This is a genomic window from Candidatus Pelagibacter sp. uisw_138 (assembly GCF_059512485.2).
Window position 1 is genome coordinate 732,399 of the sequence record NZ_CM183453.2, and the last position, 16,989, is coordinate 749,387.

General features: G+C 29.3%; 22 protein-coding genes and 4 tRNA genes. 2 read left to right on the forward strand and 24 right to left on the reverse strand.

The window, feature by feature from the left end; genetic code table 11:
• Positions 1-15: 15 nt before the first annotated feature.
• The 4 genes from AC5YGC_RS03935 to AC5YGC_RS03950 form a co-directional block, all read right to left on the reverse strand.
• A tRNA-Trp gene (locus AC5YGC_RS03935) sits at positions 16-91 on the reverse strand.
• 7 nt (positions 92-98) lie between these two features.
• Positions 99-1,289 (reverse strand): elongation factor Tu, encoded by a 1,191-nt coding sequence (tuf, locus tag AC5YGC_RS03940; protein ID WP_496138968.1) that lies wholly within the window; start codon positions 1,287-1,289, stop codon positions 99-101.
• Between the two features lie 46 nt (positions 1,290-1,335).
• A tRNA-Gly gene (locus tag AC5YGC_RS03945) sits at positions 1,336-1,409 on the reverse strand.
• Between the two features lie 46 nt (positions 1,410-1,455).
• Positions 1,456-1,541: transfer RNA gene (locus AC5YGC_RS03950), tRNA-Tyr, on the reverse strand.
• 130 nt (positions 1,542-1,671) lie between these two features.
• Between AC5YGC_RS03950 and rlmB the strand changes: the two genes are divergently transcribed.
• On the forward strand, positions 1,672-2,415 hold the full coding sequence (gene rlmB, locus AC5YGC_RS03955) for a 23S rRNA (guanosine(2251)-2'-O)-methyltransferase RlmB (RefSeq protein ID WP_496138969.1): 744 nt from the start codon (positions 1,672-1,674) through the stop codon (positions 2,413-2,415).
• A 78-nt stretch (positions 2,416-2,493) separates the two neighbouring features.
• Here rlmB and AC5YGC_RS03960 read toward each other — a convergent pair whose 3' ends face one another.
• From AC5YGC_RS03960 to AC5YGC_RS03970, 3 genes are all read right to left on the reverse strand, one after another.
• Positions 2,494-3,372 carry a GNAT family N-acetyltransferase gene (locus AC5YGC_RS03960; protein WP_496138970.1) on the reverse strand — a complete coding sequence of 293 codons (879 nt, stop codon included), beginning with the start codon at positions 3,370-3,372 and terminating at the stop codon, positions 2,494-2,496.
• Between the two features lie 249 nt (positions 3,373-3,621).
• Positions 3,622-4,200, reverse strand: a complete 579-nt coding sequence (locus tag AC5YGC_RS03965) for a GNAT family N-acetyltransferase (protein WP_502313994.1) — start codon at positions 4,198-4,200, stop codon at positions 3,622-3,624.
• The gene (locus AC5YGC_RS03970; protein ID WP_496138972.1) at positions 4,197-5,165 is read right to left on the reverse strand and encodes a PLP-dependent aminotransferase family protein; all 969 of its coding nucleotides are present in this window, start codon (positions 5,163-5,165) and stop codon (positions 4,197-4,199) included. The genes AC5YGC_RS03965 and AC5YGC_RS03970 overlap by 4 nt, the downstream gene beginning before the upstream one ends.
• 160 nt (positions 5,166-5,325) lie before the next feature.
• On the opposite strand from AC5YGC_RS03970, the gene AC5YGC_RS03975 reads away from it, so the two are divergent.
• Positions 5,326-5,401 (forward strand) — tRNA-Thr (locus AC5YGC_RS03975).
• A gap of 316 nt (positions 5,402-5,717) precedes the next feature.
• Here the strand turns inward: AC5YGC_RS03975 and AC5YGC_RS03980 are convergent.
• The 17 genes from AC5YGC_RS03980 to AC5YGC_RS04060 all read right to left on the reverse strand — a co-directional run bounded on the left by AC5YGC_RS03980 (position 5,718) and on the right by AC5YGC_RS04060 (position 16,987).
• The gene (locus tag AC5YGC_RS03980) at positions 5,718-5,906 is read right to left on the reverse strand and encodes a hypothetical protein (protein WP_496138973.1); all 189 of its coding nucleotides are present in this window, start codon (positions 5,904-5,906) and stop codon (positions 5,718-5,720) included.
• Between the two features lie 35 nt (positions 5,907-5,941).
• Complete coding sequence (locus AC5YGC_RS03985) at positions 5,942-6,154, reverse strand: DUF4177 domain-containing protein (protein ID WP_496138974.1); 213 nt, start codon at positions 6,152-6,154, stop codon at positions 5,942-5,944.
• 17 nt (positions 6,155-6,171) lie between these two features.
• The gene (locus tag AC5YGC_RS03990) at positions 6,172-6,555 is read right to left on the reverse strand and encodes a hypothetical protein (RefSeq protein WP_496138975.1); all 384 of its coding nucleotides are present in this window, start codon (positions 6,553-6,555) and stop codon (positions 6,172-6,174) included.
• Between the two features lie 287 nt (positions 6,556-6,842).
• A complete protein-coding gene (locus AC5YGC_RS03995; RefSeq protein WP_496138976.1) occupies positions 6,843-7,103 on the reverse strand; it encodes a hypothetical protein in 261 nt (86 codons plus the stop codon).
• A gap of 197 nt (positions 7,104-7,300) precedes the next feature.
• Positions 7,301-7,969 carry a hypothetical protein gene (locus tag AC5YGC_RS04000; protein WP_496138977.1) on the reverse strand — a complete coding sequence of 223 codons (669 nt, stop codon included), beginning with the start codon at positions 7,967-7,969 and terminating at the stop codon, positions 7,301-7,303.
• Position 7,970: 1 nt separating this feature from the next.
• A complete protein-coding gene (locus tag AC5YGC_RS04005; RefSeq protein ID WP_496138978.1) occupies positions 7,971-8,534 on the reverse strand; it encodes a hypothetical protein in 564 nt (187 codons plus the stop codon).
• Positions 8,531-8,779, reverse strand: coding sequence for an SHOCT domain-containing protein (locus AC5YGC_RS04010; RefSeq protein WP_496138979.1), 249 nt, complete (start codon positions 8,777-8,779; stop codon positions 8,531-8,533). Before AC5YGC_RS04010 ends, AC5YGC_RS04005 begins: the two co-directional genes overlap by 4 nt.
• Positions 8,780-8,809: 30 nt before the next feature.
• Positions 8,810-9,223 (reverse strand): SHOCT domain-containing protein, encoded by a 414-nt coding sequence (locus AC5YGC_RS04015; protein WP_496138980.1) that lies wholly within the window; start codon positions 9,221-9,223, stop codon positions 8,810-8,812.
• A 5-nt stretch (positions 9,224-9,228) separates the two neighbouring features.
• Positions 9,229-9,726, reverse strand: coding sequence for a DUF805 domain-containing protein (locus AC5YGC_RS04020; RefSeq protein WP_496138981.1), 498 nt, complete (start codon positions 9,724-9,726; stop codon positions 9,229-9,231).
• A gap of 28 nt (positions 9,727-9,754) precedes the next feature.
• On the reverse strand, positions 9,755-10,315 hold the full coding sequence (locus AC5YGC_RS04025) for a hypothetical protein (RefSeq protein ID WP_496138982.1): 561 nt from the start codon (positions 10,313-10,315) through the stop codon (positions 9,755-9,757).
• A 63-nt stretch (positions 10,316-10,378) separates the two neighbouring features.
• The gene (locus AC5YGC_RS04030; RefSeq protein ID WP_496138983.1) at positions 10,379-10,813 is read right to left on the reverse strand and encodes a hypothetical protein; all 435 of its coding nucleotides are present in this window, start codon (positions 10,811-10,813) and stop codon (positions 10,379-10,381) included.
• Positions 10,806-11,252 carry a terminase small subunit gene (locus AC5YGC_RS04035; protein ID WP_496138984.1) on the reverse strand — a complete coding sequence of 149 codons (447 nt, stop codon included), beginning with the start codon at positions 11,250-11,252 and terminating at the stop codon, positions 10,806-10,808. The genes AC5YGC_RS04030 and AC5YGC_RS04035 overlap by 8 nt, the downstream gene beginning before the upstream one ends.
• Positions 11,233-13,092 (reverse strand): AAA family ATPase, encoded by a 1,860-nt coding sequence (locus AC5YGC_RS04040; RefSeq protein ID WP_496138985.1) that lies wholly within the window; start codon positions 13,090-13,092, stop codon positions 11,233-11,235. The genes AC5YGC_RS04035 and AC5YGC_RS04040 overlap by 20 nt, the downstream gene beginning before the upstream one ends.
• The gene (locus AC5YGC_RS04045) at positions 13,092-13,337 is read right to left on the reverse strand and encodes a hypothetical protein (protein ID WP_496138986.1); all 246 of its coding nucleotides are present in this window, start codon (positions 13,335-13,337) and stop codon (positions 13,092-13,094) included. Before AC5YGC_RS04045 ends, AC5YGC_RS04040 begins: the two co-directional genes overlap by 1 nt.
• A gap of 833 nt (positions 13,338-14,170) precedes the next feature.
• Positions 14,171-15,151 (reverse strand): tyrosine-type recombinase/integrase, encoded by a 981-nt coding sequence (locus tag AC5YGC_RS04050; RefSeq protein ID WP_496138987.1) that lies wholly within the window; start codon positions 15,149-15,151, stop codon positions 14,171-14,173.
• A 153-nt stretch (positions 15,152-15,304) separates the two neighbouring features.
• Entirely contained in the window at positions 15,305-15,880 is a 576-nt protein-coding gene (locus AC5YGC_RS04055) for a GNAT family N-acetyltransferase (protein WP_496138988.1), read from the reverse strand.
• Between the two features lie 12 nt (positions 15,881-15,892).
• The gene (locus AC5YGC_RS04060) at positions 15,893-16,987 is read right to left on the reverse strand and encodes a serine hydrolase (RefSeq protein WP_496138989.1); all 1,095 of its coding nucleotides are present in this window, start codon (positions 16,985-16,987) and stop codon (positions 15,893-15,895) included.
• Positions 16,988-16,989: the final 2 nt, after the last annotated feature.

Genomic DNA, 16,989 nt, shown 5'->3' on the forward strand with positions numbered 1-16,989 from the left:
TACTGTTTGGCTTATTGGCAGGAGTGGAGGGAATCGAACCCTCAACCTCCGGTTTTGGAGACCGGCACTCTACCAATTGAGCTACACTCCTATAGAGTTTACTCTATAATTTTAGTTACTACTCCAGCTCCAACTGTTCTACCACCTTCACGAATAGCAAAGTTTAATTTTTCGCTCATCGCAATTGGAGTAATTAATGTGACGGTGAATTTAGCGTCATCACCAGGCATAACCATTTCAGTTCCTGCTGGTAATGTAACTTCTCCAGTTACGTCAGTTGTTCTAAAGTAAAACTGAGGTCTGTATTTAGTAAAGAAAGGAGTATGTCTTCCACCCTCGTCTTTTTTAAGTACATAAGCCTGAGCTTCAAATTTGGTATGTGGTGTAATTGAACCAGTTTTACAAAGAACTTGTCCTCTTTGAATGTCATCTCGCTCAACACCTCTTAATAGAATGCCAACGTTATCACCTGCTTCACCAGAATCTAAAAGTTTTCTGAACATTTCAACACCAGTACAAACTGATTTTTTAGTTTCAGTAACACCAACGATTTCAACTTCTTCACCAGTCTTAATAACACCGGATTCAATTCTACCAGTTGCAACAGTTCCTCTACCTGAAATTGAGAAAACATCCTCAACAGGCATTAAGAAAGGTTTGTCAACATCTCTAGTTGGTTGAGGAATAAATTCATCAACAGCTTTCATTAATTCTAAAATAGAATTTTTTCCAATTTCTTCATCTCTACCTTCAACAGCTGCTAATGCAGATCCTTTAATGATAGGAGTTGTTTCACCTGGATATTTGTAAGAAGTTAGAAGTTCTCTAATTTCTTCTTCTACAAGTTCAATCATGTCTTTGTCATCAACTTGGTCTACTTTATTTAAGTAAACAACAATTGAAGGAATACCAACTTGTCTTCCTAAAAGAATATGTTCTCTTGTTTGAGGCATAGGACCATCAGCAGCGTTAACTACTAAGATAGCTCCATCCATTTGAGCTGCACCAGTAATCATGTTTTTTACATAGTCAGCGTGACCTGGGCAATCTACGTGTGCGTAATGTCTCTTCTCAGTTTCATATTCAACGTGAGCAGTTGAAATTGTAATTCCTCTTTCTTTTTCCTCAGGGGCTTTATCAATTTGATCATAAGCTACAGCTTTTGCACCACCAGTTTCTGCTAAAACATTTGTGATCGCTGCAGTTAATGTTGTTTTACCGTGGTCGACATGACCGATTGTACCAATGTTACAGTGTGGTTTATTTCTTATGAACTTTTCTTTTGACATTACTTTTTTACCTCAGTTTAGTTTTATTAATAATTTCTTTTTTTCTTGGAGCGGGTAAAGAGAATCGAACTCTTACATCCAGCTTGGAAGGCTAGCGTTCTACCATTGAACTACACCCGCACAACATCAAGAATAACACTCCACTGTTATAAGAAATTTTATTGAGTGGTGGAGGGGGAAAGATTCGAACTTTCGAAGACCGAAGTCAACGGGTTTACAGCCCGCCCCATTTGACCGCTCTGGAACCCCTCCTTTTGGGGAAGTGTCCCCTTCTTCAATAAAGCTTCAAACAACATGCGTTTTATATATTTTTATTATGCAATTGCAACACGAGATTTACTGTGAAAATGGTGGAAAATACGTATAAAACAAAGATAATTTTATGAATAAATCATCATTTTTAATAGTTGGTCAACATGCGGTTATTGAGGCTTTAAGAAACCCAAAAAGAAAAGTTTTAAAAGTTTTTTTAACAGAAGAAAGTAAAAAAAATATTCACAGAAAAAACCCAAAGAAAAATGTTCTTGAAGACGTTAAGGTTTATTTTAAATCAAAAAAAGAATTAGATAAGTATACTTCTAAAGATCAAATGATGCATGGTGGTTATATTGCTGAAGTAGAGCATATCGATCAACCAGACTTAAAAGAATTTATAAAAGGAAAAAATAATCTAACGTTTGTTTGTATAGATGAAGTAACTGATCCAAGAAATATTGGATCATTAATTAGAAGTGCTTCTTCATTTCATATAGACGGATTAATAGTTAAAGAAAGACAATTCCCATCTGATAGTAAGCTTATGTATAAAGCTGCAAGTGGCTGCATGGAACATATTAATATTTTTGAAGTATCAAACATAAATTCCACGCTTAAAAATTTAAGAGAAAAGAATTTTTGGGTTTATGGATTTGATGCAAGAGGAGAAAAAGACTTTACAGATATTAAATGGGAAGGAAAAAATGTTCTTTTATTTGGATCTGAAGGATTTGGTATGAGAGAACATACCGGAAAGTACACAGATTTTTTAGTTAAGATTGATATAAATAAGAATGTAGAAAGCTTAAATATCTCAAATAGTGCAGCGATTGTGTTTCATCATTTAAGTTATCTTAAAAAAAAATCTTAATTGATATAATACTTTAAGAAAAAATATAATCATCAGAGATCTATAAATGTACTTAAATAAATATTTAAAAGATAAAAATTAAAATTCATCAAGAAAACTTATATCATATTTAAATTTATAAATTGATTTATCTTTTAAGCTTTTAATCATGTGACCACCATTTAAAATATATTTTTTTTTTAACAAAACTTGATCATAGGAAGAAATAAGATTTCCTAAATTTTTTGTGGGACACTTTATAAAAAAAGTTTTATTAAAAAACTTTTTTATACACTTGTAAAAAAAATAAAAATTTTTTTCTGTATCAAAAAAACATTCTAAAATTATATTTTGCCTGAAAACAATGTACCCAATTAGCTTTTTATTTTTTTTAATAGATTTAAGATTTAATTTAAGTTTTTTTATTTTATAAGCTATGTTTTTCCAATCATTTTTATTTCTAAAAACATATCCATTATTAAATCTATAATTAGAATTATAAATTTTTTTGATCTTGTTATTTATAAAATCATTTTTATGTATTGATTTATTGTTGTTTAAATTCTTGACTTCAACTTCGCTAAATCTGCAATTTCCTAAGAAACCAAATTTATTATAAAAATTATCTAACTTTTTTCTTGCAATTAAAAGCATTACATCAAAATTTTTTTTTTTAAGTTCTTTTTCAGTTTCTAAAAAAAGAATTTTTGATAAACCTTTAGACTGAAATTTTTTAAATATACAAATATTACTTAAACAAGCAGTTTTAATTTTTTTATTGCCTAAATTAATTTTTTTACTAATTACAGTTAAACAGCCAATCCTTTCTTTTTTTATATTCTGTAAAACATATGTTATTGCGTCAGGATAATTATTCCAAAATCCTGTAAAATAAGAATCATCAATGTTTTCAAAGTTAAATAAAATATCTTTTTTAATAAAATCAAATTTAATTTTTTTTAAAAAGTATTTTTCCACTTTAATTATTAAGAAACATTAATTATTTTAAATCTTTGGTGCATATTAAATTTTTGAATTATCCTTGAAAGAGACTTATGAATTAGCAATTTTTTTAACATCAAGTTTTTATGATTTTTTACATATCAAATATTTTTTTGTATATTTCTTTTTTATTTTTCTTATTCAATTTTTTTAATGTTTCATAGAAACTTTCAATATTTCTTAATTTTTTTATTCTTTTAAACATTGCTTTGTTACCATCCCAAATCAAGCCGTTTCTTTTTTTTTTATTTTTTGAATATCTTTATATAGGCAAGTAAAATGTATTGTATCTTCAACCCTCCTTCCTTTAATAAAGTTATCTTCTTGGATAGACTCAATTTTATAACCAATTAGTTGACATATTTCAGTCATAGCATGTAGATCAACGTTTTGAAATCCATCAACTCTATCTACACCAAGATCTTGAATTGCATGTTCTGTCAACAAAGAGACACTTTCAAGGGAAATTAAAATATTTGAATTATAAGATGTGCCATCAAATATAAAACTTATTGCACATTTGCGTAACATAAAATTTATGGCTGATAAACTCACGATACCATAAAATGAATTTTTATCTTTGCTTAAAGCCACCAGTACTATTTTACCAGACTCTTGTGAGCTACGAAGAAATGCAATTTGATCTTTTTTTGTATTTGGAAATTTTCCAAATAATTCAAGATAATTATTTATTTTTTTTTTATTTAAGAACTTATACCAATTAGATTTATTTACAAAATTCTCATCAGGTATACATAAGTCTACGTTAGTTCCACTAATATAAGTATCTAGATTAAATTTCATTTTATATTTTTTTTTAAAGTATTTATGTATTTATTAAACACTAGACTAGTTATTTTATAGTGTATAGGAAAAAGCAAATACGTCTTTGAAGTATTATTTTTAGTATTAAATAACTTATGTCTAAATAAAAAAATTTTTTTTAATTGATCGTGATTTTTTAATTTATTTATATCTATAGGAATTAAAGGACCAACTCTTTTGGGTTTTTTTTCTATACTTATTATGCTTTTAAGTTCATTCATTCTTTTTAAAATAATTTTTTTATTTAATTCATAATTATCTAAATTATTATCAATATCTTTCAGTGCATTGGTATCTAAATATGAATTTATTACTTCATTATATCTGTAATCATACTTTGATTTATTATTAATCTCATTAAACTTTAAAATTGATTGAATTTTTCCAAGTTTTATATTTTTTTTTTGTCTTTTTTTACAAAATTTTAAAAACTTTATATTTTTTGAAATAATTATTCCACCAGATATGCTTCCAATAATTTTCGGTAATGAAAAAAATTCATATTCAGATTTATTAGGAAAAAGTGTATTTGAATTTAGAATTATGCTATCGCACGAGTCATCAACTAAGTGTATTTTTTTATTTATCGTTTTTTTTAATAAAATTTTTTGTTTTGATCCCCAAATATTATTGTAAATTATCATATCTGGTTTAACTAAATTGATTGTTGGGTTTGAAAAATAACCTACTGCATTAAATAAACAATTTGAAACCCACTTGTTTAAATAAATTTCATTTGATCTGTTTAATTTATTAAATTCCAGTATGGCTCCTAAGCATGATCTTCCTGAGGGAAATAAGACAGCTTTTCTTTTAAACTTTTGATAAAAAAAATTTTCAATCTTATGAATAAGTTTAAGATTTTTTTTTGTAGAATTTTTATAAGAAAATTTTATCTTTTTTATAAAACATTGTGGCCACTGATAATTGCGTAATTCTTTCATAAATTAAAATTAAATTATTTATTGATATTACTAAATATAAGCTACTACTCAATAAAACATTGGATATAAAACAACTTAGTAATCATTTAAAAAAACTATAAAACAAATTTTTGTAGATTGATTTATTTGTCTAATTGAAGTAATAAACTAAAAACAATGTGCCCTTGTAGCTCAGCTGGTAGAGCAATTGATTTGTAATCAATAGGTCCGCGGTTCGACTCCGTGCGGGGGCACCATCACTCAACTAAATCCACAAATAACATTCACAACACTAGACTAATTGTTAAAGTTATAACAATCATAATATCCCATAAGTATATTCTTTACCACACCTATTGCGGTGAGAGTGCGGTGGAATCAAAACTATGAGTCCACACACCTTTAGGGGAGGTAGAACGATTGAGTTTAAGGTTTTTGATTAACACCCCCATCCCTTTATTTTCATAAAAGGATGTTAAATAATTTTACCTTTAGTCTAACGTTTAGACTTAAGCTTAACGTGTTTTGAAATGAGTTATAAAAATATCCCACAAAAATTCTGTGGAAAAATAATTACTTTGAATATGTAATTGTTACTTTCCAATTATCACCTCTCTTAACAACAGTAGTAGTTGTGTGACCTCTTTTGATTGCACGATCTTTTATATACTCGCCCAGATACTTATCAATTTGGGCTACAGTAAAATCTTTGTTTATAATTTTATTTGTTCTTTTATTAACGAACACACATTTAAATTTCATTAGGGATAATCTTTAGGTTTATACTTACTGGCTAATTAACTTCTCTTTTGAAAATATTCTCTTTTGAAAATATATTTGATACCATTAATTGGGTGTGTATCAATCGTAACAAGCTCCCACCCTTTTTTTCCATATTGATTTAACATTTTTTCTCTAGCTTCTTCAAAATGTATATGGGGAAAATCACTTTTAGTTAGATCAGGTTCAATCACAGCAGCATCTAATATTTTATATTCAAATCTTTTCATTTAAATTTTTCACAATTTTAGCTACTACATTTTAATTCATAAGAAACTGTGTCATCTGTTTTAAAAAGTTGATGAATATTATTTCTTGAAAGGATAATTTCACGTTTTTTTATTGAGTCTCTAAGATGTAAATAGCTAATTTTTTCCTCTAATCGAAGCTCATGAAGTCGTCCTATATAAGTAGAATCCTCTATTTCTTCATAAGAGGCAGCGTAAACAACATTCTCTGTTGATCCTTTGTCAAATTCAAGATCACCATCAACGATCTTTTTATTCATATCAATTCTAAACGTATGATAAAAATCACCCAGTATATCTGAACAATTAAAAATAATTATTTTAGAAAAAGCATTTTGTGAATATAAAATTAATAACAGTGATAAAGTTATTATTTTTTTCATTTAATCAAATCCTATTTTTTGTCTTTTTTCGAAAATTTTATAAAATAAACTATGAAAATTATTAAAGTTATTAACCATAGAATAAATGTTTCATTCCATATACGCGGCCAAGATAGTCCTTTACCATAAAGTACAACTGTAAACATTAAAGCTCCAAACGAACTTAAAAAACATGCCATTTGTAAATAAAATTTCACGATTCAACTCTAACAAATCTCAAACTGCGAGTCCACCTCCTAGAAATAATGCAAATCAAAAAACCTAGAACTATAAGTTTTTTCATTAAATCAACAGACACCGAACCAGCCACTATTTGGAACACACTCTCCACCTCCATCACTAATTGCAAAAAAGCCAAACAAAATATAAATTAATAATGCCCAACCAAAGAAATTTTGTGAACTTTTATTTTCATTAATATTATCATAATATTTAACCATATTTTTCTTTGTTTTTTTTTCAGGTTCTGGAATATAAAAATTTACAAAACTATTGTAATGTTTCCAGAGTAAAACTAGACCAATAAAATATATGATGATATTCAGCATAAAATATTAATAATTATCGATAGAAGCTTTTTCATAATATAAAAATTCTCATTTATTTATTTTGTAATCCCTGAATTATCGTGACTTATAATTTCTTTATAAAGATTACTATTTTTAAACACTTTATTATAAAATAACCCTAAACATTGAATAACTATTATAGCCAAAATTATATTTCTTAATATTTTCACTTAAGCTTACTCTTTTTTTAGTTTTATAACCTTTTTACGATCAAATTTTTTAGTTTTATCTTTTTTATCTTTATTAAGTGATTCAATCTTTTTTTGTAAGTCTTTAAATTTTTCAGTACTTGTTTGATTTGTATCGATTTTTGATTTGTAGTTAGATTTACATATGCCTCTATCAAGGTTTATCCAATTACCCTTGTCGTAACTTTCTTTTCCAAATTTAAGCTTAGTCTTAACGAAGTTTGCAGCCTGATCGTAAAACGCTTGTTCAGAAAGATTATAGGAATTTACCAATTTTTTGAAATCTTCTCTTGTATAATCAGCTTCAAAAAATATTAAAAATGACATAAAATTTGGTTGGTTCTCGTTTTCTGGACGTAGATTTAATATATTCAATATCAAGGAACCGTCTCCTTCTGGTTCAATTATTTGATACCATATTAAATCATTAGGTGTTGTTAATTTAGCAAACAGTTGTCCTGCTGAGTTATTAGATGCTTTAATATGATAATTTTTGTTTGAAATTTTAGAAAAAGAAAAAGTCCATTCATTTTGATTGATAATATTTTTACATTGATAATTTTCCTTCATTAAATCTTCTGCTTTAATTAATTCAGCATAAGCATTCCCACTGAACAACAAACCCAGAACCAAAATCGTTGAAAATAGTTTTTTCATACTATTTATTATACCAACTATCGTAATCTTTATTCAATATTTCAAATCTTAAATGATCGTTCATAACATTATCATTTTTAAAGTTAACACAGTAAACCCTAACTTTATTACCGTAGTCTAGTAAAAATTCTGACTGATATACCTTACCTTCATTAGTAGGATGTGACATTTCACTATCAAGGTCTTTAATATATTTAAAATCTTTTTTTATGACATTTTCAATTAAGCTTTTTTTTGAATCAAGACATCCGTTGATATCATTTGGATGTAATCTTATTGCAGCAACAGCATATACGTACATATCTGGATCTCCCTCTTTAACGGCGAATTGAATAACACTAAACGCATTAGCCATAGCTTCACTTGGAAACCTAGCTAATAAGTAATATTTACCATCTTTAATTTCCTGTATTTCAAATTCTTTTATTTCTGAATCTGAAAATAATTCTTTAAGGCTATCACCAACTTTAATTCCATCTATAGGGTAATTTATTTTTTGAGGGCCTGCTGAATAGCAATTTGACGAGATGAAGAGAAATAAAATTGTTATTATAATATTTTTCATTTTAACAGTTTGTTTTTAGCTTGTTCAAATTCAACTTTAGTTAAATGGCCATCACTATACATCTTCTTTAGCCTTTTAAGGCTATCTCCTAAATCATATTTTGAAATATCATCTTTAATACTTTCTGGAGGTGAGCTTTCTTCTTTTTGAACACAAGATTCTTCTCGTTTTTTTCGGTCATTGGAAATTTCCTTATTACCAAGAAAAACAATAAATACAGAGATACAGAAAACAATTAATATCATTATCCACATATCTTCCATAAGTGTTTGCCTTTAAGTTAATAATTTATTCTTTGCTTTCTCGAATTCAGCTTTGGTTAACGTGCCACTCTTATATAATTCTTTTAATTTTCTAATTTTTTCTACTAATGTTTTTGTATCTTTTTTTATATTTTCTTTATTATTCATTGAGTTATTAAAGTTAGATTTATTCTTTATCTTTCTTTTAATAGCCCTCATTTCAGCATCTGTAGGATTGGGAAGAACGTTTTTATAAAAAATTAGTATTCCGTAAATCACTAAACATATGAATAAAAGTAGAAAAATTGGACCAACTAGAAAAAGATTTATAAAATCAAATATTTTTTGAAATACGTTTGGAAGTTTATTTGTTTGGGATAGTTGTATTAAGACTACAAAAATTACAACTATTGATAAAATTAGCTTAGGTTTTTTAAAAAAATTCATTTACTCTATTTAAGCAATTTATTTTTAGCTTTTTTAAACTGTTCTTCTGAAAGTGTTCCATCTTCATATAATTCTTGAAGCTCTTCTAATTCATCTGTTAAATCATTTTTTATAGTAACCTTAGATCCACTAGATCTATTTATATTTGATTTTGACGTACTAACTTCGGATGATGAGTCAAAAAACATAATGATAATTAAATTGTAAATAGGTATCCACAGATACCATCCTGATCGATTAGTATCGTGCATTCTTCTAACACTCACAGAAATTTGAGGTATGAGAGTTCCATAAGATAATACCAGTCCTAAAATCGATAATGGTATAGATCCAATAGACGATAAATAAATACCAATGAGAGAAAGAATAATACAAAACAAAATAAAGTACCAATACTCACTTGGTTTTGCCCTACCCTGAAATACAAAATACTTTTTAAAACAAACACCAATCGCTTCACCAAAACCTACTGAGTCTACTGCTTCTCCATAATTATTTCTCATATTAAAACCTTAAAAGTTTTTTCATAATTTATTTTTCTAATAATGCTACTAAATCTACTAGAAATTTTAAAAGTCCCAACGCTGATACAATACAAAAAGCTTTCGCCATTCCACCCCATATTGATGATTTGTTTTGGCTAATCTTAACTTTCGTATACTTATTAGCAGATCTCCAAACTCCAATTAGAATAATTATAACAGCAATAACGTATAGCACTCCCCAAGTAGGATCATATGTACCTGACAAGTATCCTGTAACAACTCCAATTATAATTGAGCCTACTATTCCATAAAGCCAAAATGAAACTGTTAAATCTAAATCACCATCTACAAATGCTCCAAAGCCAGTTTCTTTTGAGGTAGAGTTATTGTTTGTTTGTGAAGAATCATTAGTTTTGGATATTATTTTATTTTTATTTAAACGATATGACCTTGCGTTCGCTATTTTTTCAAGATTAAAATCACGTGACTCACCCCAGGGCTTAACAGTGGTTTTTTTTTGAGTTGGATTGGGAACCCCACAATTAGGACAAGTTACAGCTTCTGTTGAAACTTTCTTCTTACATTCTCTACACGGTTTTAATGCCATACTTAATGATAGCTGATTTCAGATACAGAGTCATTTGATGTATTAGGTATGTTTCTAGGGCTTTTATATAGGTTTATAAAGTGCACCAATTCCTTGCTTCATATCAGGGTCTTCCTGTCTGATTGGTTCTATACGTTCAGAAAGAACAGGTTCTGCAGTTCTAATTTTTATATACTCATCTACATTAATTGGCTGAATAGATTTAATTACTTCTCTGTTAGATTTCATCTTTGGGGTTATTGTTTTTTTACTATTTACTCTTAATCCATTTTTATCGAATATATTTTCAAATAGTTTTTCTCCTCCATACTGTCGTGAGTTTTCTAAACGTTTAGCCATAGCATTAATTTGAGTAGGTGTTGCGGTAGGTTCGTTTAATAATTTATTATAAGCTCTAGCATCATAAACATTTTTAATTTTAATTGTATTGCTGCTGTTAGTATAAGTTCCTGTTTTGGGATCATATGTTACAACTCTATCATTATCTTTTTTAATCATTATCTTTGCCTTCTATAAAATGTCTGTTGTCTTCAAGAATCTGTTTCATTTTTTGCTGCAACTCTTCTGTTGAAAGATTGTCAATGCTGTCTACACTTTTGATTATTTGTTTATCAATATAATAACCAGCAACCTTACCTCGCAATTCCTCTGCACGTAAAGCTACTCCAACCATTTTATTTTCTTCTGCAACTTGACCTAAATAATTAAGTCTAGCCATATGTTTGTCTGGATCGATATTATTCTTAATTCTAAAGTCTTCTTTTAATTCCCCAATGTATTTAACAACATGCGGACATATTCTTGGGTTTAATAATTCATATGCACGTTGATAGGCGCTGTCAGGTGAATAACCTGCTTTCATTGCTACCTGTGTGTTTGTTAAAGTAGAATTGCCGTAATGGTTTTCTACATATATTCTAGAAAACGTCTTCTGCATTTCCGTTAGTGTCTTGTTTATTAACTGCATCTTTTTTTTCCTCCTTTATTTTTGGATCTTTAAGTTGTTCAACTAATTTATAAACGTTGGCTTTACTAAAACCCTTTACGTCTTTATTAGCTTTCATTATTTCATCTGGTGTTTTTCCTTTCGCTAATAATGTTGCTATCTTACGTTTAGTCTGGTCGAACAGCGGAAACATTTGCCAACTATTAGTGGAGCGTTGGATTACTGCTATACGTGGTCTTGAAGCAGAAGTGTTCATATGCTCACGCCATTTCAACCACTCTAATTGTATTTGGGTATAACCTTCGCCTTTGTTAGGAACTGCAACTTTTTCATCTGGTACTGATAACTTCATATCGATATCTATTGATCGTTCTTTAACATTAGAACCTGAAGCAGTTTTTCCTTGTTTAGTTGGGTGGTGTAAGAAGGTTACGTGATAACCCTGATTTCTTAAACGACTTAACCATTGCATCAATTCAACCCACTCTTCACCTTCTTTTTCTTGCATAATTGTTAATGCAGTAATGTTATCTAAATAGATGATAGGTTTTAAACCTGTCTCTTCAAATACACGTTGAGCTGATATTTCTACGTTTTGTCTACCAACTTCTGCTGTTAAACTTTCAAAGTGCATATCTTCTTGATTGGCTAATGTTGCAAAGAACATAAATTCTTTATTAAGAATTTTACCTTCTCTTTCAAATGCCTCCTCAATATCATACAAACGATCTTGAATTGAACTACTATCCATTTCAGCTTCAACATAAAGTACAGGATGTTTTTGATTATCATGATTTTTAAAGTCTAGAAAATCATAGCCACTAGCGATAGCTGCTGCTTCATGTAAACTATATAAAGTTTTACCTGTTCCAGCTTTTGCAAAGACTTGACGTATCTGGTTCGTTGCAATTATTGGGTAGAGTATATAGTTGGGTTTAGGAAAGTTTTGAGCTAGAAAATGATCACATCTTTTAACTACCAAACCTTTGGCAACCTTATTGTACTCCTTTGATTTTAATGGCTCTGCTGTTTCTGCACGTTTAATTTCATCAAACGCTTTTAGGTTTATGTCACCTAGATATTGAGACAAAGATTTAATACCTGCAACTTGATCAGGGTCTTCTTTGTACTTCTTCTCTTGGTATTTAACTTTATTAACTCTACTCCTAACTTCCTCATCACCAGTTAAGTGACAAAGTTTTTCAACATACTTTTCTTTTATATGTGTTGGAATATCAGTTTCTCTTGTTAGTGCTCCAGCAAGTTTGAGAAATGCTTCATCACGCATTTTGCTATCTGGTTTTGGCCAATGCAAATAAAGTTCAGAAAACGCTGCTATCAATCTACAATGCATTTGTAATTCTGTAGGATTAATCTCAATTGGCTCAACGTTATTAATAATAACTCTATCAACACCCGCTATGATTGTTTGAGTTGAAGTTAAGACTTCAATTATTTTATCACCTTTGTTTACAGATGATGGAAAACTATATCTGTTAGCCTCTTCACCATTCGGAATTTTGTAAGTCTTATGGGTTCCAATAACAACACCATCAACATACTTACCAACAGTCAAAGTAGGTGGGAGCATATCAATAAACTTATGAGCAATAAAATTCTTATCATCAAAGTCTACATCTTGAATGCCACTATCTTTATGAAATACACCAATACGTTTAGCATTAAGTAATTCTGTATCAGACCAATCTTTGCACCAGCTACCATTTTTTGTAGCTGGTGATTTATCCATTTTGACAGGTGTTAAAGCAAAACCATAATTTCTAAACGTAGTTATGTTCTCTGGAGTAATACTAGTAATATTCTTTTCCATTATTTAACTCTGCCTCCTGCTCTATATTTCTTCTTTAGATCAATTTCAGATTTCAGAAATTCAGAAAAACTGCCTGAATAGCCTTCCTCTTTCATTTCTTCCCATTGAGATTTTAATGAGTCCATTAAGTCAGGCATGAGGTCCATAACTGCATCGTAAGGATCTGTATAATCAGAAGCTAACTTAATGATATTTTCTTTTTCAGATAGATCACCTTTGCCAGGTAATGCTTTAAATATTTTCATTATTGCACCTCCTTTAAATACTGAGGTCCCACAAATGTTTTATCTTGGCATGAACCACAAAGAGAAGAAATTCTGTATTCATCTTCATACGAATTATTGACTAAAGATGATTGAACGTCGGCAGCGGATCTATTACAGAAGGCGCATTGTTTCTTAGTTTGAACCTTATCTATCGTATGTCTTAAATTTGACTTTACGTTAAGTTTAGGTGTCGTGTTAAATAGAGAATAGATATTCTCTATTTCTTTTTTGATTGTTATTTTCATATTCAAATATTTCCTTTCAAGAAATAAAAAACCCGCCAATTGCGGACACAATCAACGGGTTCGTTAATTTGAATATTACTAATCTAAATGGAATATATAACGTCTTGGAACAGACTTCAATAACAGTAGATTAATAATATTAATTGTCCGACTATTAATTGAACTTTGTCCAGGTATGAAGACTTGCTACTACTGCCTAAAAGTTTTTGACTGTGTCAGATTTAAATAACTTTTAAAATTAATCTCGAGTTATCTTTTTCAAGGATAACATAACTATTATACATCACGATGAATCTGTACGTCAAATTATTTCACTAGAACTTTAATAGAACATAGAAAATAAAAAACAATGATCATGATTCATTAACGAGCCGCTACCAACAATTAATTCATCGTACATTCCGTACAGTGGGTCGGGGGCAGCGGACTTCAACTATGAAAAGACCGTGACTTGAACGGCCTCTTTTCATTTAGGAAAGTCTTGTCAGTCTTTTTTATATATGTGTGAAATGATGAGACATATAATAATATATTAAGTCTCAAAGTCTCAAGTACGTATAGTAAGAATTAGAGAGCCAACTTATCCGCTAACGTTGTTGAATTGTGTTGAGTGTAAACTGATAAACTTGATAGTGAATTACCACAAAACAACTGAACCTCTGATACAGATAATCCCTTTTCAAATAACCTAGAAATAGCCTCTCGTTTAAGATCATGAAATCTTAAACCTTTAACAGCAGACCTTCTACATATAGCTGTCCAAGAACGCTCAAAATTCTTTATTCCAATAGGAAAAACTTTGCCATTTAAACTTCTAGGAATAGACCTTAATATCTCTAATGATCTTGGTTGGAGTGGAACATTTCTAATTCGTTTAGATTTAGTTATCTCTTCTGGTAGAGTTATATATTTCTTATCTAGGTGGACCATATCCCAAGTAATCTCCAACAACTCTCCACGTCTCATCGCTGTATGAATTGCAAAGTCTATTATGGGGCCCCAGAAGGCTCTATTACTTTTACAGCTGGTCATTAACTTTTCATATTCTCCTGGTTCCAATCTTCTTACACGTCTAGGGTTTTCTTCACACCTTAAACCAGCCTTAACAGGATTTTCATTAATAAAACAAGACCATTCAGTTGTCGCTTTTTTTATACAATCAGAAATGATTGAGAGCTCTCTATTGACAGAACTACCACTGATAGTTTTTAAACGTTCATCTCTAAATGATGCAATATCAGAACTAGATATATGGGCTAAAACCTTATTAACAAAATCATGCTTCATGATATTTTTTATATATTGATGATCTGCTTTGGTTCGTTTCTTTGGTGAAACTTCTCTTTCATAACGTTCAAGTAATTGTTTCAGCGTAGTCTTGTTTGCTTCGGACAAATCTTGATATTGTCCAATCTCGATCAAACGTTCTGTCTCTCTCCCCCAACGTTGAGCATCCTGTTTTATTATAAATGTTTTGTATAATGGTTTGTGAAATGATCTTCGAATTGATACTTGCCATTTACCAAACTTCTTTAAGATTGTCGCCATTTTTTCTCCTATGTTGCGGTCATAGTGCGGTGGGATTTGGTTTATCCAATCTTATATGTGAATTAAGTAAGCAATCCCAGCGAGCAGCGCTGCGCGAGCAATTGATTTGTAATCAATAGGTCCGCGGTTCGACTCCGTGCGGGGGCACCATATTTAATCCAGATTAATATTAATTTTTATTTTTTTCCACTTTTCTCTTGTCATAGAATAAATCAATTCATCCACAAGCTTATCTTCATGTCTAAATTTTTCGGTTAGAGTTGCTTCTTCCTTAAATCCACATTTTAGTAAATTAAATTGTGCTGAAACATGATTTGAATATATGGTACCGAATACTTTTCTTATATTTAATATATCAAAACAAAATTTTAATGTAAGGTGAATTGTATCTATACCAGCACTCATTCCCCAATAATTCTTATTTCCAATTAAATAACCCCATGTACAAGTTTCATGTGTTTTATTAATTGCACTTACGGAGGTGTTCCCAATATGAATATGATCAATTTTTGTAAAAACACCAAATAAGTATTTTGAATCATTTTTATAGAATGATTTATAATAATTCATTAGATCCTCTAAAGTATAATCTTTAAATGTGGTTGCAAAAAAATTTGTTATATCCTTGTCTTTAAGCCAATTTAAATAATTATCATTGATATGTTCTTCAGTTAACTCTTTAAGATAAAAATGATTAGTTGATAATATTGTTTTATTAATTTTATTCATTATTTAAATTAATTATAAATTTTTATATACCTGCTCTATTAACTTTATTGCTCTGTCATCATTTAAATTACTCTCTAAGAGATAGTTTGGTGTATATGCTACACTGATATTCATATCAGGATCTGAAAAAGCAAGTGATCCTCCAGAGCCTGTATGTCCATAAGATTTTTTACTATTTCCAAATAATCTTCCCCCATCAATTATATACCCTATGGAACTCCATTTTATTGGCATTCTCAAAACATAATCCATACCATAATTTTCTATTTTAGTGATTTTTTTAAATGTCTTATAAGAAATTACTTTCCCTCTAACATTAAATTTATCATATAGTCTAGCTAACGAGGAAGCATTACTGTGACAATTTAATGCTGGTATTTCTGCAGCTATCCACTTTTTTTTATTAGTATCACTGATATTTACTTCAGGATTTTGAAAAGCTCTTTTATGATAGATATCATTATTTTTTGGTTTTTTTTCTTTAAGAGATTTTATTTTTATTGTTTTTGCTATGTTGTTAAATACGTTTTTTGGTGTTCCTATAAAACAATTAATATTTGAATTTCTAACTAAATTATTTTTGATGTATTTACCCACAGTCATATTAGTCAAATTTTCAAATAATTTGTTAATAATATATCCTATAGTCATTGCGTGATAACATGTTTCCTCACTAGGATTATGAAAAGCTTCTTGTTCAGCAATCAGTTTGCTACAATAGTTGCTATTAAGCAGGTCTGATACTTTCATTTTTTTCCTCCAACCATAAAGGCCACTTTGATGCTGAAGTAAATGTCTAACTTTAATTTTTTGTTTATCTTCTTGTCTAAATTCGGGCCAATAATTATGGACGTACTCATTTATATTTAGAATGCCTTTATCAATTAGCATAGAGATACACATAAGAACTATTCCTTTACCAGTCGAGTGAACATTTACAATAGTATTTTTATTCCACAAAATATTTTTGTTTTGGTATCCACCATAGATATCAATAAGGGCTTTTCCATTTTTATAAACTGCAAAAGCAGCGCCGTATGTACTATTTTGATTTAATTGAGATTTAAACATCTCTACTACAGTTTTGAAATTTTTATCAACAATCATTA